This is a genomic window from Heyndrickxia acidicola (genome assembly GCF_001636425.1).
Taxonomy (GTDB): Bacteria; Bacillota; Bacilli; order Bacillales; family Bacillaceae_C; genus Bacillus_AE; species Bacillus_AE acidicola.
The window spans coordinates 1765288-1783714 of sequence record NZ_KV440953.1 but is presented as its reverse complement, the minus strand read 5'-3'; the positions used below and the strand labels follow the sequence as shown (position 1 = coordinate 1783714).

14 protein-coding genes are annotated in these 18427 nt (G+C 42.3%); 13 read left to right on the top strand and 1 reads right to left on the bottom strand.

Features of this window, described 5'->3' with window-relative positions:
• Positions 1 to 811: 811 nt before the first annotated feature.
• The 11 genes from lspA to pyrE all read left to right on the top strand — a co-directional run bounded on the left by lspA (position 812) and on the right by pyrE (position 12738).
• Complete coding sequence (gene lspA, locus A5N88_RS08370; protein ID WP_066264795.1) at positions 812 to 1321, top strand: signal peptidase II; 510 nt, start codon at positions 812 to 814, stop codon at positions 1319 to 1321.
• A complete protein-coding gene (locus A5N88_RS08365; RefSeq protein WP_066264793.1) occupies positions 1293 to 2198 on the top strand; it encodes an RluA family pseudouridine synthase in 906 nt (301 codons plus the stop codon). Before lspA ends, A5N88_RS08365 begins: the two co-directional genes overlap by 29 nt.
• A 177-nt stretch (positions 2199 to 2375) precedes the next feature.
• The gene (gene pyrR / locus A5N88_RS08360; RefSeq protein WP_066264792.1) at positions 2376 to 2918 is read left to right on the top strand and encodes a bifunctional pyr operon transcriptional regulator/uracil phosphoribosyltransferase PyrR; all 543 of its coding nucleotides are present in this window, start codon (positions 2376 to 2378) and stop codon (positions 2916 to 2918) included.
• A gap of 311 nt (positions 2919 to 3229) precedes the next feature.
• Positions 3230 to 4114 carry an aspartate carbamoyltransferase catalytic subunit gene (locus A5N88_RS08355; RefSeq protein ID WP_066264791.1) on the top strand — a complete coding sequence of 295 codons (885 nt, stop codon included), beginning with the start codon at positions 3230 to 3232 and terminating at the stop codon, positions 4112 to 4114.
• A 15-nt stretch (positions 4115 to 4129) separates the two neighbouring features.
• Complete coding sequence (pyrC, locus tag A5N88_RS08350) at positions 4130 to 5416, top strand: dihydroorotase (RefSeq protein ID WP_066264790.1); 1287 nt, start codon at positions 4130 to 4132, stop codon at positions 5414 to 5416.
• Positions 5410 to 6504, top strand: coding sequence for a carbamoyl phosphate synthase small subunit (locus A5N88_RS08345; protein WP_066264789.1), 1095 nt, complete (start codon positions 5410 to 5412; stop codon positions 6502 to 6504). The genes pyrC and A5N88_RS08345 overlap by 7 nt, the downstream gene beginning before the upstream one ends.
• A complete protein-coding gene (carB, locus tag A5N88_RS08340) occupies positions 6497 to 9709 on the top strand; it encodes a carbamoyl-phosphate synthase large subunit (RefSeq protein ID WP_066264787.1) in 3213 nt (1070 codons plus the stop codon). Before A5N88_RS08345 ends, carB begins: the two co-directional genes overlap by 8 nt.
• Positions 9706 to 10479, top strand: coding sequence for a dihydroorotate dehydrogenase electron transfer subunit (locus tag A5N88_RS08335; RefSeq protein ID WP_066264786.1), 774 nt, complete (start codon positions 9706 to 9708; stop codon positions 10477 to 10479). Before carB ends, A5N88_RS08335 begins: the two co-directional genes overlap by 4 nt.
• On the top strand, positions 10476 to 11417 hold the full coding sequence (locus A5N88_RS08330) for a dihydroorotate dehydrogenase (protein ID WP_066264784.1): 942 nt from the start codon (positions 10476 to 10478) through the stop codon (positions 11415 to 11417). The genes A5N88_RS08335 and A5N88_RS08330 overlap by 4 nt, the downstream gene beginning before the upstream one ends.
• Complete coding sequence (gene pyrF / locus A5N88_RS08325; protein WP_066270365.1) at positions 11395 to 12099, top strand: orotidine-5'-phosphate decarboxylase; 705 nt, start codon at positions 11395 to 11397, stop codon at positions 12097 to 12099. Before A5N88_RS08330 ends, pyrF begins: the two co-directional genes overlap by 23 nt.
• Positions 12100 to 12102: 3 nt before the next feature.
• Entirely contained in the window at positions 12103 to 12738 is a 636-nt protein-coding gene (pyrE, locus tag A5N88_RS08320) for an orotate phosphoribosyltransferase (RefSeq protein ID WP_066270367.1), read from the top strand.
• Between the two features lie 86 nt (positions 12739 to 12824).
• On the opposite strand, the gene A5N88_RS08315 is transcribed toward pyrE, so the two are convergent.
• Positions 12825 to 14531: an Rqc2 family fibronectin-binding protein gene (locus tag A5N88_RS08315; RefSeq protein ID WP_066264780.1), complete on the bottom strand. Its 1707-nt coding sequence runs from the start codon at positions 14529 to 14531 to the stop codon at positions 12825 to 12827.
• Positions 14532 to 14729: 198 nt separating this feature from the next.
• Here A5N88_RS08315 and A5N88_RS08310 point away from each other — a divergent pair, with 198 nt between their 5' ends.
• Both A5N88_RS08310 and A5N88_RS08305 read left to right on the top strand, forming a co-directional pair.
• Entirely contained in the window at positions 14730 to 17408 is a 2679-nt protein-coding gene (locus A5N88_RS08310) for a calcium-translocating P-type ATPase, SERCA-type (protein ID WP_066264778.1), read from the top strand.
• Positions 17409 to 17506: 98 nt separating this feature from the next.
• Positions 17507 to 18382, top strand: coding sequence for a YicC/YloC family endoribonuclease (locus A5N88_RS08305; protein WP_066270360.1), 876 nt, complete (start codon positions 17507 to 17509; stop codon positions 18380 to 18382).
• The last annotated feature ends 45 nt before the right edge of the window (positions 18383 to 18427 follow it).

The following is an 18427-nucleotide window of genomic DNA, read 5'->3' as shown; positions in this document are numbered from 1 at the left end:
AAAATAGCCGGTTACAATGTTGGTTTTAAACCTATGTAAAGGGGAGCAGAAAGCACGAGACTCCTGAGTGAAAAACTGGCCAAAGGGAGAGACCCCACAGGAGCTTGCAACAAGGAGGCTCTAGGCCGTCCGCGGAAAGCAGCGAATGCCTAAAGCGGGAACAATCAGCAGGATGGCCAGGCACTATTAATGTCTAGGTTAAAGAACAATGTAATATTGATAGTAAAGTTAAAAAAGAGCAGGGTGGGGAAAAGCGAATATTTGGCGTGGAAATAAACAGCAGGAAGAGCAGTGCACGCCCCATGTCTGTCTTAAACCCCAATATTTGAATTGAACCCAAAGTTGATTGAAGAGGAAGGCACGAGACTCCTGCGGGATCAGCAGGCCTTAGGAAGACCCCACAGGAGCTTGCGACGAGGAGGCTTCCGGCCGCCCGCGGAAAGCGAGTGCCTGCAGCGGAAATCAACCAGCAGGAAGAGCAGTGCACGCCCCATGTCTGTCTTAAACCCCAATATTTGATTGAAACCAAAGTTTATTGAAGAGGAAGGCACGAGACCCCTGAGGGATTAGCAGGCCTTTGGAAGACCCCACAGGAGCCTGCGGAAAGCATGTGCCTGCAGTGGAAATCAACCAGCAGGAACAGTAGTGCACTCCTCATGTCTTTGTTTCATCCAAAAAAGCGAGCAGCAATCAACAGAACCTTGCAGTGAATATTCCTAAATGGCGGAAATTATGCTAAAATGCAAAGGGTATAGAAAATACTGGACAGGTATAAGAAACCCTTGCCAGAATTAGCTAATCAAACTCGTACATGGGGGTATCCTTTGTGGTATATTTTTACCTGCTTGCTGCAGTCATTATTGCGGTTGACCAGATTACAAAGTGGTTGATAGTAAAAAATATGGAGCCAGGAGAAAGTATTAAAATTATCGAAAACTTTTTCTATATTACCTCTAGCCGTAACCAGGGGGCTGCCTGGGGGATATTGCAGGGGAAGATGTGGCTGTTTTATTTTATAACAGTTGTTGTCATAATTGGTCTAATTTATTTTCTTCAAAAGAATGCCAAAGGAAAACCTTTGCTTGGAATTAGCATGGCTTTTATGCTGGGAGGGGCTATTGGGAATTTTATAGATAGGATTGCCCGTAAAGAAGTGGTTGATTTTATCCATACTTATATATTTGGATATGATTTTCCAATATTCAATATTGCCGATTCCAGTTTAACAATAGGTGTTGTGCTTTTGTTAATTCTTATGCTGCTAGACGAACGGAAATCAAAGGAGAAATCATATGGAAATAAAGGAACACATCATTCTTGATACTGAGCGAAATGAGCGTCTTGACAAGGTGATAACCACTTTAAATGCGGAGTGGTCCCGGTCTCAAGTTCAGCAATGGATCAAGGAAGGAAATGTGACAGTGAATAATGCCCCCGTCAAGGCAAATTATAAATGCAATGAAAACGACAAAATTGTGATTCAAATACCGGAACCTGAATTATTAGATGTTGAACCGGAACAGATGGATTTAGATATATACTATGAGGATGCGGATGTTTTAGTTGTAAATAAGCCCAAGGGAATGGTTGTACATCCTGCTCCCGGCCATACACAGGGTACATTGGTTAATGGTCTAATGGGTCATTGTAAAGATCTCTCAGGGATCAACGGTGTACTAAGACCAGGGATTGTCCATAGGATCGACATGGACACCTCTGGATTATTAATGGTCGCTAAAAATGATTTGGCCCATGAAAGCCTGGTAGAACAGCTTGTGAATAAAACTGTTACAAGAAGATATAAAGCCCTTGTTCATGGCGTTATTCCGCATGATCATGGAACAATTGATGCCCCGCTTGGACGTGATCCTTTGGAACGGCAAAGAATGGCCGTTGTGGATAATGGTAAGCATGCTGTAACCCACTTTCAAGTGCTGGATCGTTTTAAACAATTTACTTTTGTCGAGTGTGTTTTGGAGACAGGAAGAACTCACCAAATACGCGTTCACATGAAATATATCGGTTATCCGCTAGTGGGGGATCCTAAATACGGCCCTAAAAAACCAATAACCGATGATGGACAAGCCCTGCATGCAGCAGTATTAGGCTTCAACCATCCGAGAACAAATGAATATCTTGAATTTGAAGCCCCGCTTCCAGAAGAATTTACTGATCTGATGGAACGTTTGAAAAAATAATCGTTGACAAAATGGGGATAGACATTTACACTATAAATTAATTAAATACCCTTTAACACAGTCCCGTGAGGCTGCAAAGGAATAATAGGTATTTGTTTTGTTTAACATGTATTTATGAGCCCTCTTGCATACTCACGAGAGGGCTTTTGTATTTTAAAAGTGAAGGGAAGAGTAATAATGCAAATGAAAGCCACTGTTCTAGATGAACAAGCTATACGCAGGGCTTTAACAAGGATTGCTCATGAAATTATAGAGCGTAACAAAGGAATAGAAAATTGTGTGCTTGTGGGTATTAAAACCCGTGGAATCCATCTAGCCAATCGATTGGCTGAACGAATCCAAAAGATAGAAGGTCAGGCAATCGATGTTGGCGAAATTGATATAACCCTGTACAGGGATGATCTATCAAAGAAAACCGTCAATGCAGAGCCTGAAGTAAAAGGCACTGATATTCCTGTTACGATTAAAGACCGGACAGTAATACTGGTTGATGATGTTCTTTATACAGGGCGTACGGTTCGAGCGGGGATGGATGCCTTAATGGATTTAGGAAGACCGGCACAAATTCAGCTTGCTGTCCTTGTTGACAGGGGACACAGGGAACTTCCAATCCGTGCAGATTTCATTGGTAAAAACATACCTACCTCCAGCTCTGAGAAAATTGTTGTGGAATTAACAGAGCAAGATCAATTAGATCAAGTAAGTATACACGAAAAATAACATATACGTCCTTTTAAAACAGTCCTGAGAGACTGGCAAAGGCGACCGGGAAAGCAAAGCTTTTCCTGATCAACCCTCTTTGCCTTTTTTATGGACAAAGAGGGTTTTTTTGCAAGGAAAAACTAAATAAAGCTACACCTTTTAAATAAAGTCCAGAGAGGCTTTCAAGGGTGATTTACAGTTGAAGAAAGCGAATGCTGGCTTCAGCCTGTTAACCAACACCCTAAAGCACTGGCAGGGTGTTTTTTTATGCCTATCTCTAGCGAATAAGCAAGACGCTTTCACTTTTCGTATGAAAGGAAGAAGTTTACATGAAGCATTTACTCTCCATATCACAATTAACCACAACCGAAATAACAGAAATACTTCATGATGCAGAAATGTTTGCCAAAGGAGACTGCCGGATTCAGAAGGGACTGGGATACGCGGCCAATCTATTTTTTGAACCGAGTACAAGAACAAAAAGCAGCTTTGAAATGGCAGAAAGAAAAATTGGGCTGGACATCATCCCTTTCGAAGCGAGTACTTCCAGTGTGCAAAAGGGGGAAACTCTTTACGATACTGTGAAAACTCTGGAAATGATAGGTGTAAATGTCGTAGTCATTCGGCATCCGCAAAATCATTTTTACCTCTCTTTAATGGAAAATATCCATATTCCCGTCATAAATGGCGGAGACGGAAGCGGCCAGCATCCTACACAATGTCTATTAGATCTTTTTACGATACAACAGGAATTTGGGGGATTCAAAGGATTGGAGGTAGCGATTGTTGGGGATATTTCCCATAGCCGTGTAGCAAGATCCAATCAGGAAGCATTAAATAGGCTCGGAGCAAAGGTCCTGTTTTCTGGCCCTCATGAATGGAGTGACCCATCATTTCAGGAAAATGGCCAATATATTGAACTGGACGAAGCGGTGGAAAGAGCGGATGTCGTCATGATGCTGAGGGTTCAGCATGAAAGGCATGGTGGATCAATCGGTTTCTCTCCGGATCAATATCATTTGAAATACGGATTAACAGCTGATAGGGAAAAGAGAATGAAAAAAAGCAGTATTATTATGCATCCCGCACCAGTTAATCGAAATGTGGAACTGGCTGATGAGCTGGTGGAATGTAAACGATCAAGAATCTTTAAGCAAATTCAAAATGGTGTGTTCACCAGGATGGCAGTCCTTAAAAGAGCGTTAGAATTTTAAAAGGCGGTGCAGATGATGGGATATCTTATAAAAAACGGCAATGTACATATGGAAAAAGGCGAAGCAATGCAGATGGATCTAAGGATTAAGGAAAATCTGATTGCAGAAATAGGGGGAAATTTACAACATGATGGAGAAATCATTATTGATGCTCAAGGCTATCTTGTATCACCAGGATTTCTCGATCTTCACTCCCATCTAAGAGAGCCGGGAGGAGAGCATAAAGAAACGATTGAAACGGGTACCAAGGCAGCAGCAAAGGGCGGTTTTACAACGATTGCATCCATGCCAAATACGAATCCTATATTGGATACTCCTGAGAAAATGGAGGATATGCAAAAGCGGATTAAAAAAACCGGGCTCGTACGAGTATTGCCCTACGCAGCGATTTCCACTGGACTTAAAGGTGGTGAGCTCACGGATTTCGAGGGCTTAAAAGCAAATGGAGCTTTCGCCTTTACAGACGATGGAGTAGGTGTTCAGAATGCGGGAATGATGTATGAAGCTATGAAAAGGGCCGCCGCACTGGATATGGCCGTCGTAGCCCATTGTGAAGATAACAGTCTGATATATGGCGGTGCCTTTCATGAAGGGGAGTTTTCAAGAGAACACACTGTGAAAGGAATTCCATCGATATGTGAAGCGGTTCAAATTGCCCGTGATGTCCTTTTAGCTGAAGCGGCGGGTTGCCATTATCATGTTTGTCACATTAGTTCAAAGGAATCCGTCAGGGTGGTGAGAGATGCAAAGAAAGCAGGTATCCGTGTAACAGCAGAGGTTACCCCGCATCATTTGCTTCTATGTGACCAAGACATACCTGGCCTTGACACGAACTATAAAATGAACCCGCCATTAAGATCAGAGGCTGACCGTAATGCCTTGATTGAAGGGCTGCTTGACGGAACGATTGACTTTATTGCGACAGACCATGCTCCACATAGCCAAGAAGAGAAGCAAAAGGGGATTTATGAATCTCCTTTTGGGATTGTGGGATTTGAAACAGCCTTTCCATTGTTATATACCCATTTTGTGGAAAAGGGTGTTTTTACCCTCGCTCAATTGCTTGAATGGATAACCGTAAAACCGGCCAGCGTATTCAGTCTTCCTTTTGGAAGATTGGAAGAAGGAAAGGCAGCAGATATCACGCTAGTGGATTTGAAGCATACGAAAGTGGTTGATTCTGAAAAATTTTTATCTAAAGGAAAAAATACCCCATTTAATGGATGGGAATGTAAGGGATGGCCTGCAGCAACGATAGTAAATGGAACATTGGTATGGAAAGAGGAGGGAGTTAAATGCTAAAGAAACAGCTGATACTTGAAGATGGGACAATTATGGTCGGTAAAGGTTTTGGAAGCGAAGATGCAACGGTGGGGGAAGTGGTATTTAACACAGGGATGACTGGATATCAGGAAACCATTACAGATCCTTCTTACTGCGGCCAGATTGTTACATTTACCTACCCTTTGATCGGAAATTATGGAGTTAACAGAGATGACTTTGAATCAGTCAATCCAGTTATTAAAGGTGTTGTAGTGAAAGAAGCGGCTGACTACCCAGTTAACTGGCGCAGCGAAATGAGTATTGATGAATATCTGAAGAAGAAAAACATACCGGGAATAGCTGGGATAGATACAAGAAAGCTGACAAGAATTATTCGCAGCTTTGGTACGTTAAAAGGGGCTATCTGCAGTATGGAAGAGGATGCTGAAGCGGTCATAAAAAAACTGAAAGCAGAAGCATTGCCAAATGACCAGGTACAGCAGGTTTCCATCCGGCAAGCCTATCCAAGTCCAGGAAGAGGACATCATATTGTATTGGTTGACTTTGGAGCAAAGCATGGCATTTTACGAGAATTGAATAAACGAAATTGTGATGTAACAGTAGTTCCATATAACACCACTGCAGAAACCATTTTAGCCATGAGACCGGATGGTGTCATGCTTTCCAATGGACCTGGCGACCCCAAGGATGTAAAGGAAGCGATTGTGATGGTTCAGCAATTAATTGGCAACACCCCGTTTTTTGGCATCTGTTTGGGTCACCAACTGTTTGCTTTGGCCTGCGGTGCTGACACCTATAAAATGAAATTTGGCCACCGGGGCTCAAACCATCCGGTACGAGATCTAAAGACTGGAAAGGTAGCCTTGACCTCTCAAAATCATGGCTATGCCGTAAGTGATGAATCTCTTGTAAATACTCCTTTAATTGTTACACAAAGGGCGTTAAATGATGGAACGATTGAAGGTCTTGAGCACAAAAATGCTCCAGCATTCACTGTACAGTATCATCCCGAAGCTTCTCCGGGACCAGAAGATACCAATTATCTTTTTGATGAATTTCTAAAAACCGTAGCGAAGTGGAAGGAAGGAGCACTGCATCATGCCTAAACGTAAAGACATCCAAAGTATTCTAGTAATTGGTTCAGGGCCGATCATCATCGGCCAGGCAGCTGAATTTGATTATGCAGGTACACAAGCCTGCCTTGCATTAAAAGAAGAGGGTTACAAAGTAATCTTAATCAATTCAAACCCTGCCACCATTATGACAGACACAGAAATAGCTGATGTGGTATACATAGAGCCCATCACATTGGAATTCGTATCAAGAATTATCCGTAAAGAACGACCAGATGCCATCCTGCCGACACTTGGCGGGCAAACCGGCCTAAATATGGCGATGGAATTGGCGGAATCAGGAATCTTAGAAGAGTGTGATGTGGAAATTCTCGGAACAAAACTAACAGCTATAGAACAAGCGGAAGACCGTGAAAAATTCCGTTCATTAATGAATGAGTTAAACGAACCAGTGCCTGATAGTGAGATTATTCATTCCTTAGAGGAAGCCAAAACGTTTGCTGGGCAAATTGGTTTTCCAATCATTGTACGTCCAGCCTATACGCTTGGCGGTACAGGCGGGGGAATTTGTGAAAATGAAGAGGAATTGAATGAGATTGTGGCGAGCGGACTAAAGAACAGCCCTGTCCATCAATGCCTGCTTGAAAGAAGCATCGCAGGTTTTAAGGAAATTGAATATGAAGTGATGAGGGATGCAAATGACAATGCTATAGTCGTCTGCAATATGGAAAACATTGATCCAGTTGGTGTTCATACTGGGGATTCGATTGTGGCAGCACCTAGTCAAACATTAAGTGACCGGGAATACCATATGCTCAGAAATGTATCTCTTAAAATTATTCGCGCCTTAAAAATCGAAGGTGGCTGCAATGTCCAGCTGGCTCTTGATCCCGATAGCTTTGAATATTTTATTATCGAGGTTAATCCAAGGGTAAGCCGGTCTTCAGCATTAGCATCAAAAGCTACAGGCTATCCAATTGCCAAGCTTGCTGCGAAAATTGCGGTAGGGCTGTCACTGGATGAGATGATTAATCCTGTTACAGGAAAGACGTATGCTTGCTTTGAACCTGCTCTCGACTACGTGGTCACAAAAATCCCGCGCTTTCCATTTGATAAATTCCAATCCGCTAAAAGGGTGCTTGGAACTCAAATGAAAGCAACAGGAGAAGTAATGGCGATAGGAAGAAGCTTTGAGGAGTCACTGCTAAAGGCGGTAAGATCCCTGGAGAATGACCTGACTCATATAGAGCTTGATGAGATTAAATCCATGGAAGATTCTTTAATTGAGAAAAGAATCCGCAAAGCGGGGGATGAAAGATTATTTTATCTGGCAGAGGCGCTTAGAAGAGGGGTATCCATCCAGACCATTCACGAGTGGAGCCGCATTGACTTATTTTTCCTTCGTAAAATTGAAAAAATTATTCAGTTTGAGAGCCTAGTAAAAGATCATCCATTTGAAAAGGAAATAGGCCATGAAGCCAAGCAAATGGGATTTTCGGACCACTCACTGGCAAAGCTTTGGAACGCTAAAGAACAAGCGATTTACAGCTGGCGTAAACAGCAGGGAATCATTCCAGTATTTAAAATGGTAGACACGTGTGCTGCGGAATTTGAATCAAACACACCTTATTTCTACAGTACGTATGAAGAAGAAAATGAATCCATTCGTACCGGACGAAAAAAAGTGATTGTTCTTGGATCCGGCCCTATCCGTATCGGACAGGGTGTAGAGTTTGATTACGCTACTGTCCATTCCGTTAAGGCCATTCAGGAAGCCGGCTATGAAGCTATTATCATTAATAATAACCCTGAGACCGTTTCGACCGACTTCAGTATTTCGGATAAGTTATATTTTGAACCTCTTACAACAGAAGATGTTATGCACATTATTGATCTGGAGCAGCCTGAAGGAGTGGTCGTTCAATTTGGAGGTCAAACAGCTATTAATCTAGCAGCCTCATTAGCGGATCGCGGAGTTACCATATTAGGCACATCACTGGAAAGTGTCGATAGAGCAGAAAATCGTGAGAAATTTGAAGCAGCGCTTCAGCAAATCCAAATTCCTCAGCCATTAGGGAAAACGGCGTACTCCATTCAGGAAGCAGTAAAAATTGCAGAAGAGATCGGGTACCCTGTATTGGTCAGACCTTCCTATGTTTTAGGCGGGAGAGCAATGGAAATCGTGTATAAGGAAGAAGAGCTTGTTCATTATGTAAACAATGCTGTGAAAATTAATCCTGGGCATCCCGTTTTAATCGACCGCTACTTGGTTGGCAAGGAATTTGAGGTAGACGCAGTCTCTGACGGCGAGGAGGTTTTGATTCCAGGAATCATTGAGCATATTGAGAAGGCCGGGGTCCACTCTGGTGACTCTATTGCAGTGTATCCAGCACAAAGCATATCAGAGAGCGTGAAAGCAAAAATAGCAGATTATACGGCTAAGCTTGCGAAAGAGCTTCAGATAATCGGATTATTAAACATCCAATTCGTCCTGTCAAATGATGAACTATATGTTATCGAAGTAAACCCGAGGTCAAGCAGAACCGTTCCATTTATTAGCAAAATTACGAATATCCCGATGGCAAACCTGGCTACGAAAGTGATATTGGGATCTAAAATAAAAGAGCTGGGATATGGAAATGGACTGGTGAAAGAAAAAACCGGCGTTTACGTAAAGGTTCCTGTGTTCTCATTCGCAAAGCTGCGCAGGGTTGATATTACTCTCGGACCTGAAATGAAATCAACAGGCGAGGTCATGGGAAAAGATATAACGCTTGAAAAGGCATTGTACAAAGGGTTGGTTGCGGCAGGAACAAAAGTGAAAAATGAAGGGATTGTCCTGTTCACTGTGGCCGATAAGGATAAAGCGGAAGCGCTGGAGCTTGCACGGAGATTCTCAAATATCGGCTACTCGCTTATGGCTACAAGCGGTACTGCTGCCTTCATGGGAAAGGAAGGATTAAAAGTCGAGGTCATTAATAAAATTGGCACTGGCGGGGAAACACTTGTTGATGTAATCCGGGAAGGCAAGGCACAATTAATTATCAACACGCTGACAAAAGGAAAGCTTCCTGAAAGAGACGGTTTCAGAATCCGCAGAGAATCAGTAGAGAACGGCATTCCTTGCTTAACATCGCTGGATACGGCTGAAGCCATTTTACGAGTATTGGAGTCTATGAGCTTCTCATCAGAAGCAATGCCGAAGGATACAAAGGAAAGAGAGGCTGTGTCCCTATGATTATCCAGGAGAATATGGAGGTGGTTTCCCAACAAGCCATTGCTGAAAATATTTATGAGCTTAAAATGAAGGGGCATTTAGTCCGTTCCATCAGCCGGCCTGGCCAATTCGTCCATATCAGGGTTGGAGAAGAGCCGTTATTAAGAAGGCCGATCAGTATTGCAGAGTACAATAAAGCTGAAAATCTGCTAACTGTTCTTTATCGTGCAGAAGGAAAAGGAACCAAAAAAATTTCTGAAAAACAGCCAAGTGACCTAGTCGATGTACTAGGTCCGCTTGGTAACGGTTTTCCAACAGAAGAAGGCATGGCTGGAGAAACGGCTTTGCTTGTGGGAGGGGGAATCGGAGTTCCTCCCCTCTATGAGCTTTCCAGGCAGCTGACAGAAAAAGGAGTCAATGTTATCCATGTACTTGGATTCGAAACGGCTGCTAAATCCTTTTACACCGAAAAGTTCGAGGAGCTAGGACCTGTATATATGGCCACAGTTGATGGATCCAAAGGACAAAAGGGATTTGTCACGGAGATTTTAGACAAAGTTGGCATGGACTTTGATGTATTGTTTTCTTGCGGCCCTATCCCCATGCTAATGGCCCTGGAAGAGAGGTATGCCGGAAGGAGGGCATATATATCGCTTGAAGAACGGATGGGCTGTGGAATAGGAGCCTGCTTCGCGTGTGTATGCCATGTGAAAGAGGATCCTGCTGGATTCAAGTATAAGAAGGTATGCAGCGATGGCCCTGTTTTTCCAATCGGGGAGGTGGTTTTATGAAACGATTAAACATAGAATTACCAGGCTTATCCTTGAAAAATCCCGTTATGCCGGCTTCAGGCTGTTTCGGTTTTGGAAAGGAATACAGCCAGTTTTATAGTTTAAGTGAGCTTGGTGCCATTATGATAAAGGCAACAACCAGCGAACCGAGGTTTGGCAATGCAACACCTCGCGTAGCCGAAACATCCTCAGGTATGTTGAATGCCATTGGGCTGCAAAATCCCGGCTTGGCATCTGTCATGGAAAATGAATTGCCTTGGCTGTCTCAATACGATGTGCCCATTATCGCGAATGTAGCCGGCTCTGTGACAGAAGATTATGTTCATGTTGCCGAAAGGATTTCTAAGGCACCGAATGTCAGGGCTCTTGAGCTGAATATCTCATGCCCGAATGTAAAAACAGGCGGCATTGCTTTTGGCACAATACCTGAAGTAGCAGCAGAACTTACCCGAAAAGTGAAAGAGGTTTCCAGTGTACCGGTTTATGTAAAGCTTTCACCAAATGTATCAAATATTGTAGAAATGGCAAAAGCGGTCGAGAATGCCGGGGCAGATGGGTTAACCATGATCAATACACTCATTGGAATGAGATTGGATTACAAAACAGGGAAACCCCTTTTAGCAAACAGGACAGGAGGATTATCCGGTCCTTCTATTAAACCGGTAGCAATTAGGATGGTTTACGAAGTAAGCCAGCACGTAGATATTCCTATTATTGGCATGGGAGGCATTCAGACTGCTGAAGATATTATCGAATTTTTTTATGCAGGGGCAAGTGCTGTTGCAGTAGGAACCGCCAACTTTGTGGATCCTTTCATTTGTAAGAAGCTAATTGATGAACTCCCGGCAAAGCTTGACAAGTTAGGGATTGACCACATTTCGGATTTAAAAGGAAGGAGTTGGAAGTTCTTTGAAAATGAAGCCCATTATAGCTCTTGATTTTCCTGACTTAAAGAGAACAAAAGCCTTTTTAGACCAATTTGAAACAGAGTCGTTATACGTAAAAGTGGGAATGGAATTATTTTATCAAACTGGGCCGGCTGTAATAGAAGCGATAAAAGAAAAAGGCCATCAGCTTTTTCTTGATTTAAAGCTTCATGACATTCCAAGCACAGTATACCAAGCAATGAAGGGGCTGGCTGGTTTAGAAGTAGATATGGTAAATGTCCACGCGGCAGGCGGAAGGAACATGATGACCTCTGCATTGGAAGGCCTGGAGGCAGGGACACCGGCAGGAAGAAACAGGTCAAATCTTATAGCGGTTACGCAGCTTACCAGTGTTTCGGAAAGGGACATGCAGCGTGATCAGCTTATTCCTGTTTCACTGGAGGAATCCGTGCTTCACTATGCAAGGCAAAGCTTTGAATCTGGTTTGGATGGAGTTGTTTGCTCGGCATTCGAAGCCGGTAAGGTAAGTGAAGTGACCCGGGGGGATTTTATTAAGGTTACACCAGGGATTAGACTTCACGGAGACGCGCAAGATGACCAGAAACGTGTCATGACTCCGGAACAAGCTTTTTTAATGGGATCAACAGCAATTGTTGTGGGAAGGTCCATAACGAAAGCGAATGATTCCGTAGCAGCCTATTACAAAGTAAAAGAAGCATGGGAGGGAAATTAAATGATAGAGAAAAAAATAGCAGAAAAGCTCCTTGAGATTGAGGCGGTTTTTTTAAGTCCAAAAACCCCGTTTACATGGTCCTCTGGATTAAAATCTCCCATTTACTGTGACAATCGATTGACACTTTCATATCCCGAAATCAGAAAGGAAATTGCTAAAGGGCTGACAAGCCTAATAAACGAACAATTCCCTGAGGCAGACCTCATCGCAGGTACAGCAACAGCCGGTATTCCTCATGCCGCGTGGGTAAGTGATCAAATGAATTTGCCGATGTGCTATGTACGGTCCAAAGCAAAAGCGCATGGAAAAGGAAATCAAGTGGAAGGCAAAGTGGAATCTGGACAAAAGGTTGTTGTAGTAGAGGACTTGATTTCAACAGGCGGCAGTGTAATCACTTGTGTGAATGCTTTACGTGAAGCAGGCTGTGAAGTGCTTGGAGTGGTATCGATTTTTACATATGGATTGAACAAGGGAAAAGAGCTGTTGAAAAAATCAGATATTCATGCCGTTTCCTTAACGAATTACAGTATCCTGATCGAAACGGCTCTCGAAAAGAAACTGATTGAGGAAAGTGATATGGGTGTTTTAAAAGCATGGGTAGAGAACCCTGAAGAATGGAGTGCTATTACACACGGATAAAAAGATACACTGCTGGCAGGCGTGTGTATAGAAATAGGCTTAGCCAATGAGTTGGCTAAGCCTTTATTTAATAGTTGATTTTATCGTTAAGTATTCTTCATGGACAGTACCTGCTCGACATCGGGAGTAACAAACAATGTCTGCTGGTTTTCATAAATGACGAATCCCGGTTTTGCCCCATTCGGTTTTTTTACATACCTAGCTCGAGTGTAATCAACCGGTACAGAGCTTGAATTTTTGGACTTACTGAAATATGCTGCTAAATTGGCTGCTTCGGCAAGCGTTTCTTGGCTTGGGTCCTTACTTCGGATGACAACATGAGAGCCGGGAATATCTTTTGTATGGAGCCAGATTTCGTCCCGGTTTGCTACCTTGTTAGTCAAGTAGTCGTTTTGTTTATTGTTTTTGCCGACTAGAATTTCAGTACCATCGGAAGAAATATATTTTTCAAGCGAAATTTTTTGCTGCTTTTGCTTTTGGCCTCGTTTGTGTTTCATTCGCAAATAGCCCTCTTCGGCCAATTCCTGGCGGATCTCTTCAATATCCTTAGGTGAGGCAGAGTCCAGTTGCTGCAGCAGGTTTTCAAAATAAAGGATTTCTCCTCTTGCTTTTTCAATTTGCTCCTGGACAATGACAATCGCTGTTTTCGCTTTTTGATAGCGGGAAAAATAGGCTTGAGCGTTTTCAGAAGGGCTTTTACGCGGATCGAGCTCAATCATAACCATCCCGCCTTGATCATCATAGTAGTTTTGGACTTCAATTTTTTCCATTCCCCGCTTAGCCATATGCATGTTGGCCGTTAATAGTTCACCATACAGCTGAAATCTATCTGCATTGTTTGCATCCATAAGGGTTTCTTTCAGCTTTTCGATTTTTAACTCGTTTTTTTCCTTTTCATTTTTAATCAATCGTTCCAGATCATGGCCCTGCTGTTTAACACGATCCCGTTCTGCTTTACCAAAATAGAAACGATCAAGCAGCTCTCCAAGTGTATGGAATAATATTTCTTCTCCCTTAAGATGAGTAACTGGAATCATATAAAAGGCTTCTTTAGTATCGGTCTTTATTAATGTAGGTTGATATTCTTCCAATTTTATACCAGACATAATCTGAACAAAGCTCTCAGGAAGCGTTGATGAATTTGGCAGTCCGGATTGATAGATGATTTCTTTTGCAACTAGCGGCGAAATACCTGCAAAGTGCTCAACAATTTGTTTATCTATTTTACCGCTGTTAAAATCGATGGCCTGGAGAAGTTCCTCTTTATTGGATTCTAAAGGGTTCTTTTTCCCCTGTTCAGGCGGCAGCTTGTAATCTGCTCCTGGAAGGACCGTGCGGAAACTGTTAACAGCAGAAGTAACATGCTTTACACTGTCCAGTATTACATTTTTTTCTTTATCGACTAATACAATATTGCTGTGGCGTCCCATGATTTCAACAAAAAGCTGTTTATAGGATATATCGCCAATCTCATTTCTGCCTTTAATATCAAACACAATAATACGATCCAGCCCGATTTGCCGGACGTCCTCGAGAATATAACCCTCCAGGTGCTTTCTTAGCAGCATGCAAAACATTGGAGGTTCATTTGGGTTTTCGTGAGCCTCAGATGTCAGTTGAATCCTTGCATAGCTTGGGTGAGCAGAAATTAACATTTTATGATTTCTTCCGTTCGCACGTACACTCATAATGATTTCATTTTTATACGGCTGGTGGATTTTGTTGATCCTTCCACCTTTTAATATTGAAAGCTCTTTTACCATCGCTTTTGTAAATAATCCATCGAAAGACATAATTACCTTCTCCTACTGATATTAATCTCAATTTATGTTTCTTTAACTAAATGTAAATGCCATTACTTGCTGCTTATTTCAATATCATGTCTATATGTCCACGGTTTTTATTATAAATTATAACATTTTTTTGTACGAGTCTGAATATCTTGCTATTAGTAGGACAACTATGGCAGCGGTAAGGGGAGAGTAGTTTATATGATGTACCATGAAATGAAGGAAACAGACGTAGTAAGTGCATTGAATACAAACACTCAGCAGGGGCTTATAAGTGAAGATGTAGAGAAGCGCAGAGAGAAGTTTGGATGGAATGAGCTTGAAGAAGGGGAAAAGCAATCTGCTCTTGTGCTGTTTCTTAGTCAGTTTAAAGACTTTATGGTGTTGGTATTATTAGGTGCGACTTTAATCTCTGGACTTTTAGGGGAGTACATTGATGCGATAGCCATTATAGCCATTGTCCTTATTAATGGCTTTCTTGGGTTTTTTCAGGAAAGAAAAGCAGAAAAATCACTGAATGCCTTAAGAGAGCTTTCAGCACCCCAGGTAACCGTTCTTCGGGATGGCGTATGGGTGAAAGTCCCTTCCAAGGAAGTCGTTGTCGGAGATATTGTGAGATTTTCAAGTGGAGACCGGATTGGGGCGGACATGCGGATCCTACAGGCCAATAATTTAGAAATTGAGGAATCTGCCTTAACTGGTGAGTCAGTGCCATCTGTTAAACATTCCAATGCCATTGAACAGGAAAATGCTACTCTCGGAGATTTAAGTAATATGGCTTTTATGGGAACCATGGTGACGAGAGGAAACGGAATCGGGGCTGTAACTGGCATTGGCATGAAAACAGCGATGGGTGAAATAGCAGATATGATACAAAACGCGGAGTCCATTACCACTCCATTACAGCGCAAATTGGAACAGCTTGGAAAAATCCTCATTGTTGTCGCATTGCTCCTAACTTTACTAGTGGTAGTAGCAGGTGTCGTGCATGGCCACGATGTTTATACGATGTTTCTTGCGGGTGTTTCACTTGCTGTAGCGGCAATTCCCGAAGGACTTCCGGCAATTGTGACCGTGGCTCTATCCTTAGGCGTACAAAGAATGATAAGGAAAAATGCCATTGTAAGAAAGCTTCCGGCCGTTGAAACGCTCGGCTGTGCATCAGTTATCTGCTCAGATAAAACAGGAACTATGACACAAAATAAAATGACGGTTACCCATCTATGGAGCGGAGGAAGAACCTGGACTGTTACGGGAACGGGATATCAGCCGGAAGGAGCTTTTCTGGAAGGGGACAAGGAATTAAATCCCCGTAATGAAAAAAGCTTATACCAGCTGTTAACGTTTGGTCTTTTATGCAACCATGCAGAACTAAAGCTTAAGGATGAAGAGTTCATCATAGATGGTGATCCCACTGAAGGAGCTCTGCTGGTATCGGCTATGAAAGCAGGACTGGAAAGAGAAGCTTTACTTTCACAATTTACGATTGAAAAGGAATTTCCATTTGATTCTACAAGAAAAATGATGAGTGTGATTGTAAAAGATAAATATGGTAAGCGTTTTGTCATTACAAAAGGTGCACCGGATGTTCTGGTCGGGATAAGTGAATCTATTTTATGGGACGGCAGGCAGCAGTATTTTGGCGGAGATGTCTTATCTAAAGTCCAGGAGTCCATTGATGAGTTGGCGTCAAAAGCCCTGCGCACAATCGCCATTGCGTTCAAACCCCTTAAAGAAGAGCAGTCCTGCAGCAGGGAAGAAGAGGCTGAGCGGGATTTGACCTTCATTGGGCTTCAGGGAATGATTGACCCGCCGCGCACTGAAGTGAAACAAGCTATACAGGAATGTAAAGAAGCAGGAATAAAGACCGTCATGATAACAGGAGACCATCTTATTACAGCTAAAGCTATTGCTAAGCAGCTGGGTATCCTTCATGGAAAGTCAAAAGTAATGGATGGGAAGACGTTAAATGATTTAACATTAGATCAGCTTGAAAACGTAGTTGAGGATGTATCGGTTTTTGCGAGGGTTTCTCCAGAGCACAAGCTTAAAATAGTGAAAGCACTTCAAAACCGAGGGCATATTGTCGCCATGACAGGTGATGGAATTAATGATGCTCCAGCGATTAAATCAGCAGATATTGGAATTTCAATGGGAATAACCGGTACGGATGTGGCAAAAGAGGCTTCTTCTTTAATCCTTTTGGATGATAATTTTGCCACCATTAAGGCTGCAATTAAAGAAGGAAGAAATATCTATGAAAATATCCGCAAGTTTGTCCGTTATCTTTTGGCTTCAAATGTAGGAGAAATTCTTGTTATGCTGTTTGCCATGCTGCTCTCCCTGCCATTGCCGATTGTACCTATTCAAATTTTATGGGTTAATTTGGTCACGGATGGATTGCCAGCGATGGCACTGGGGCTTGATCAGCCTGAAGAAAACGTAATGAAGCGGAAGCCGCGTCATCCAAAAGAGGGCGTTTTTGCAAGAGGTTTAGGCTGGAAAGTGGTTTCAAGGGGATTTTTAATCGGGCTGATTACGCTTGTTTCCTTTATGACCATTTATTATCAAAATAATGAACCATTGGCTTATGCCCAAACAGTGGCCTTTGCCACTTTGGTCCTTGCTCAGCTTATCCATGTTTTTGATTGCCGCAGTGAGCATTCTATCCTGGCAAGGAATCCTTTTGGAAATATGTATTTGGTGCTGGCTGTCCTCTCATCCATCCTTTTGATGCTGGTCGTCATTTACCTGCCTGGGCTGCAAGCGATTTTTCATACAATGCCGATTAAGCCAAAAGATTGGCTATTGATAATAAGCCTAAGCGCTATACCAACATTTTTACTTGCAGGCACATATTATATAAGAAAAAAAGCATGATTTATGTTATAATGTGATATAATGCAAAAGGTAATAGGGATGTCTCTATTACCTTTTTAATATGACAATTTCCTCAAGTTCGATAGGAAGTGATAATGTTGGTTATTAGCATGACTGGATTTGGGAGAAGCTATAAAACGTCTTCTGCGGGCACTGCTACAGTTGAAATAAAATCGGTGAATCACCGGTTTTGCGAGTTTGTTGTTAAAACTCCGAGGCAGCTGCTGAAGGCAGAAGAAAAAATCAAGAAAACACTAAGCCAGTACATAAAAAGAGGACGAGTGGAAGTTTTCATTTCTTTAAATAGTGAAGGCTTAACAAAAAAGTCACTTCAAATTGATTGGTCTCTTTTAGAGAATTATTATCAGTTTATTCTTGACGTTAAAAATAAATATGATATTGCAGCATCTATTGATTTTAAGGAACTGTTAAACCTGCCTGATATAGTTGCCGTTGAGGAAAAAGAAGAAGGAAATGAAGAACTTGAGAAGCTGCTTTTGCAAGCGGTGGAAGAAGCAGCCGTGCAGCTTAAAAATATGCGTTCGATTGAAGGCGCAGAGCTTCATAAAGACCTGGTCTTACACTTGAAAAAGTTTCAGGAAACGGTTGTTGAGCTTAAGCTCTTTGTTCCTAATATTGTTAAACAATATCGTGACCGATTGGAGAAAAGAATTAGGGAATATGCTGATGGCTTACTGGATGAAGCCCGTATCATGACAGAGATTGCTATATATGCAGACAAGGCTGACATCAACGAGGAACTGACAAGACTTGAAAGTCATATCTCTCAATTCGGTCAGACGATCGAGCTTCAGGATCCTATCGGGCGCAAACTCGATTTTCTGCTTCAAGAAATGAATCGCGAGGTTAATACAATCAGTTCGAAATCCAGCCACTCAAAAATCTCGTCAATGACAGTCGAGCTGAAGACTACGCTGGAAAAAATACGTGAACAGGCACAAAATATTGAATAATTGTTTATTCATGAATCAACACGGTCACAATAGAATATTGGTGTG

What these genes read in the sequence shown, in the direction of transcription:
- A5N88_RS08345 (WP_066264789.1), top strand. Translation starts at nt 5,410, where the DNA reads ATGCTAAAGAAACAGCTGATACTTGAAGATGGGACAATTATGGTCGGT.
- A5N88_RS08335 (WP_066264786.1), top strand. Translation starts at nt 9,706, where the DNA reads ATGATTATCCAGGAGAATATGGAGGTGGTTTCCCAACAAGCCATTGCT.
- lspA (WP_066264795.1), top strand. Translation starts at nt 812, where the DNA reads ATGGGGGTATCCTTTGTGGTATATTTTTACCTGCTTGCTGCAGTCATT.
- A5N88_RS08365 (WP_066264793.1), top strand. Translation starts at nt 1,293, where the DNA reads ATGGAAATAAAGGAACACATCATTCTTGATACTGAGCGAAATGAGCGT.
- carB (WP_066264787.1), top strand. Translation starts at nt 6,497, where the DNA reads ATGCCTAAACGTAAAGACATCCAAAGTATTCTAGTAATTGGTTCAGGG.
- pyrC (WP_066264790.1), top strand. Translation starts at nt 4,130, where the DNA reads ATGGGATATCTTATAAAAAACGGCAATGTACATATGGAAAAAGGCGAA.
- A5N88_RS08355 (WP_066264791.1), top strand. Translation starts at nt 3,230, where the DNA reads ATGAAGCATTTACTCTCCATATCACAATTAACCACAACCGAAATAACA.
- pyrR (WP_066264792.1), top strand. Translation starts at nt 2,376, where the DNA reads ATGCAAATGAAAGCCACTGTTCTAGATGAACAAGCTATACGCAGGGCT.
- A5N88_RS08310 (WP_066264778.1), top strand. Translation starts at nt 14,730, where the DNA reads ATGATGTACCATGAAATGAAGGAAACAGACGTAGTAAGTGCATTGAAT.
- A5N88_RS08315 (WP_066264780.1), bottom strand. Translation starts at nt 14,531, where the DNA reads ATGTCTTTCGATGGATTATTTACAAAAGCGATGGTAAAAGAGCTTTCA.
- A5N88_RS08330 (WP_066264784.1), top strand. Translation starts at nt 10,476, where the DNA reads ATGAAACGATTAAACATAGAATTACCAGGCTTATCCTTGAAAAATCCC.
- pyrF (WP_066270365.1), top strand. Translation starts at nt 11,395, where the DNA reads ATGAAGCCCATTATAGCTCTTGATTTTCCTGACTTAAAGAGAACAAAA.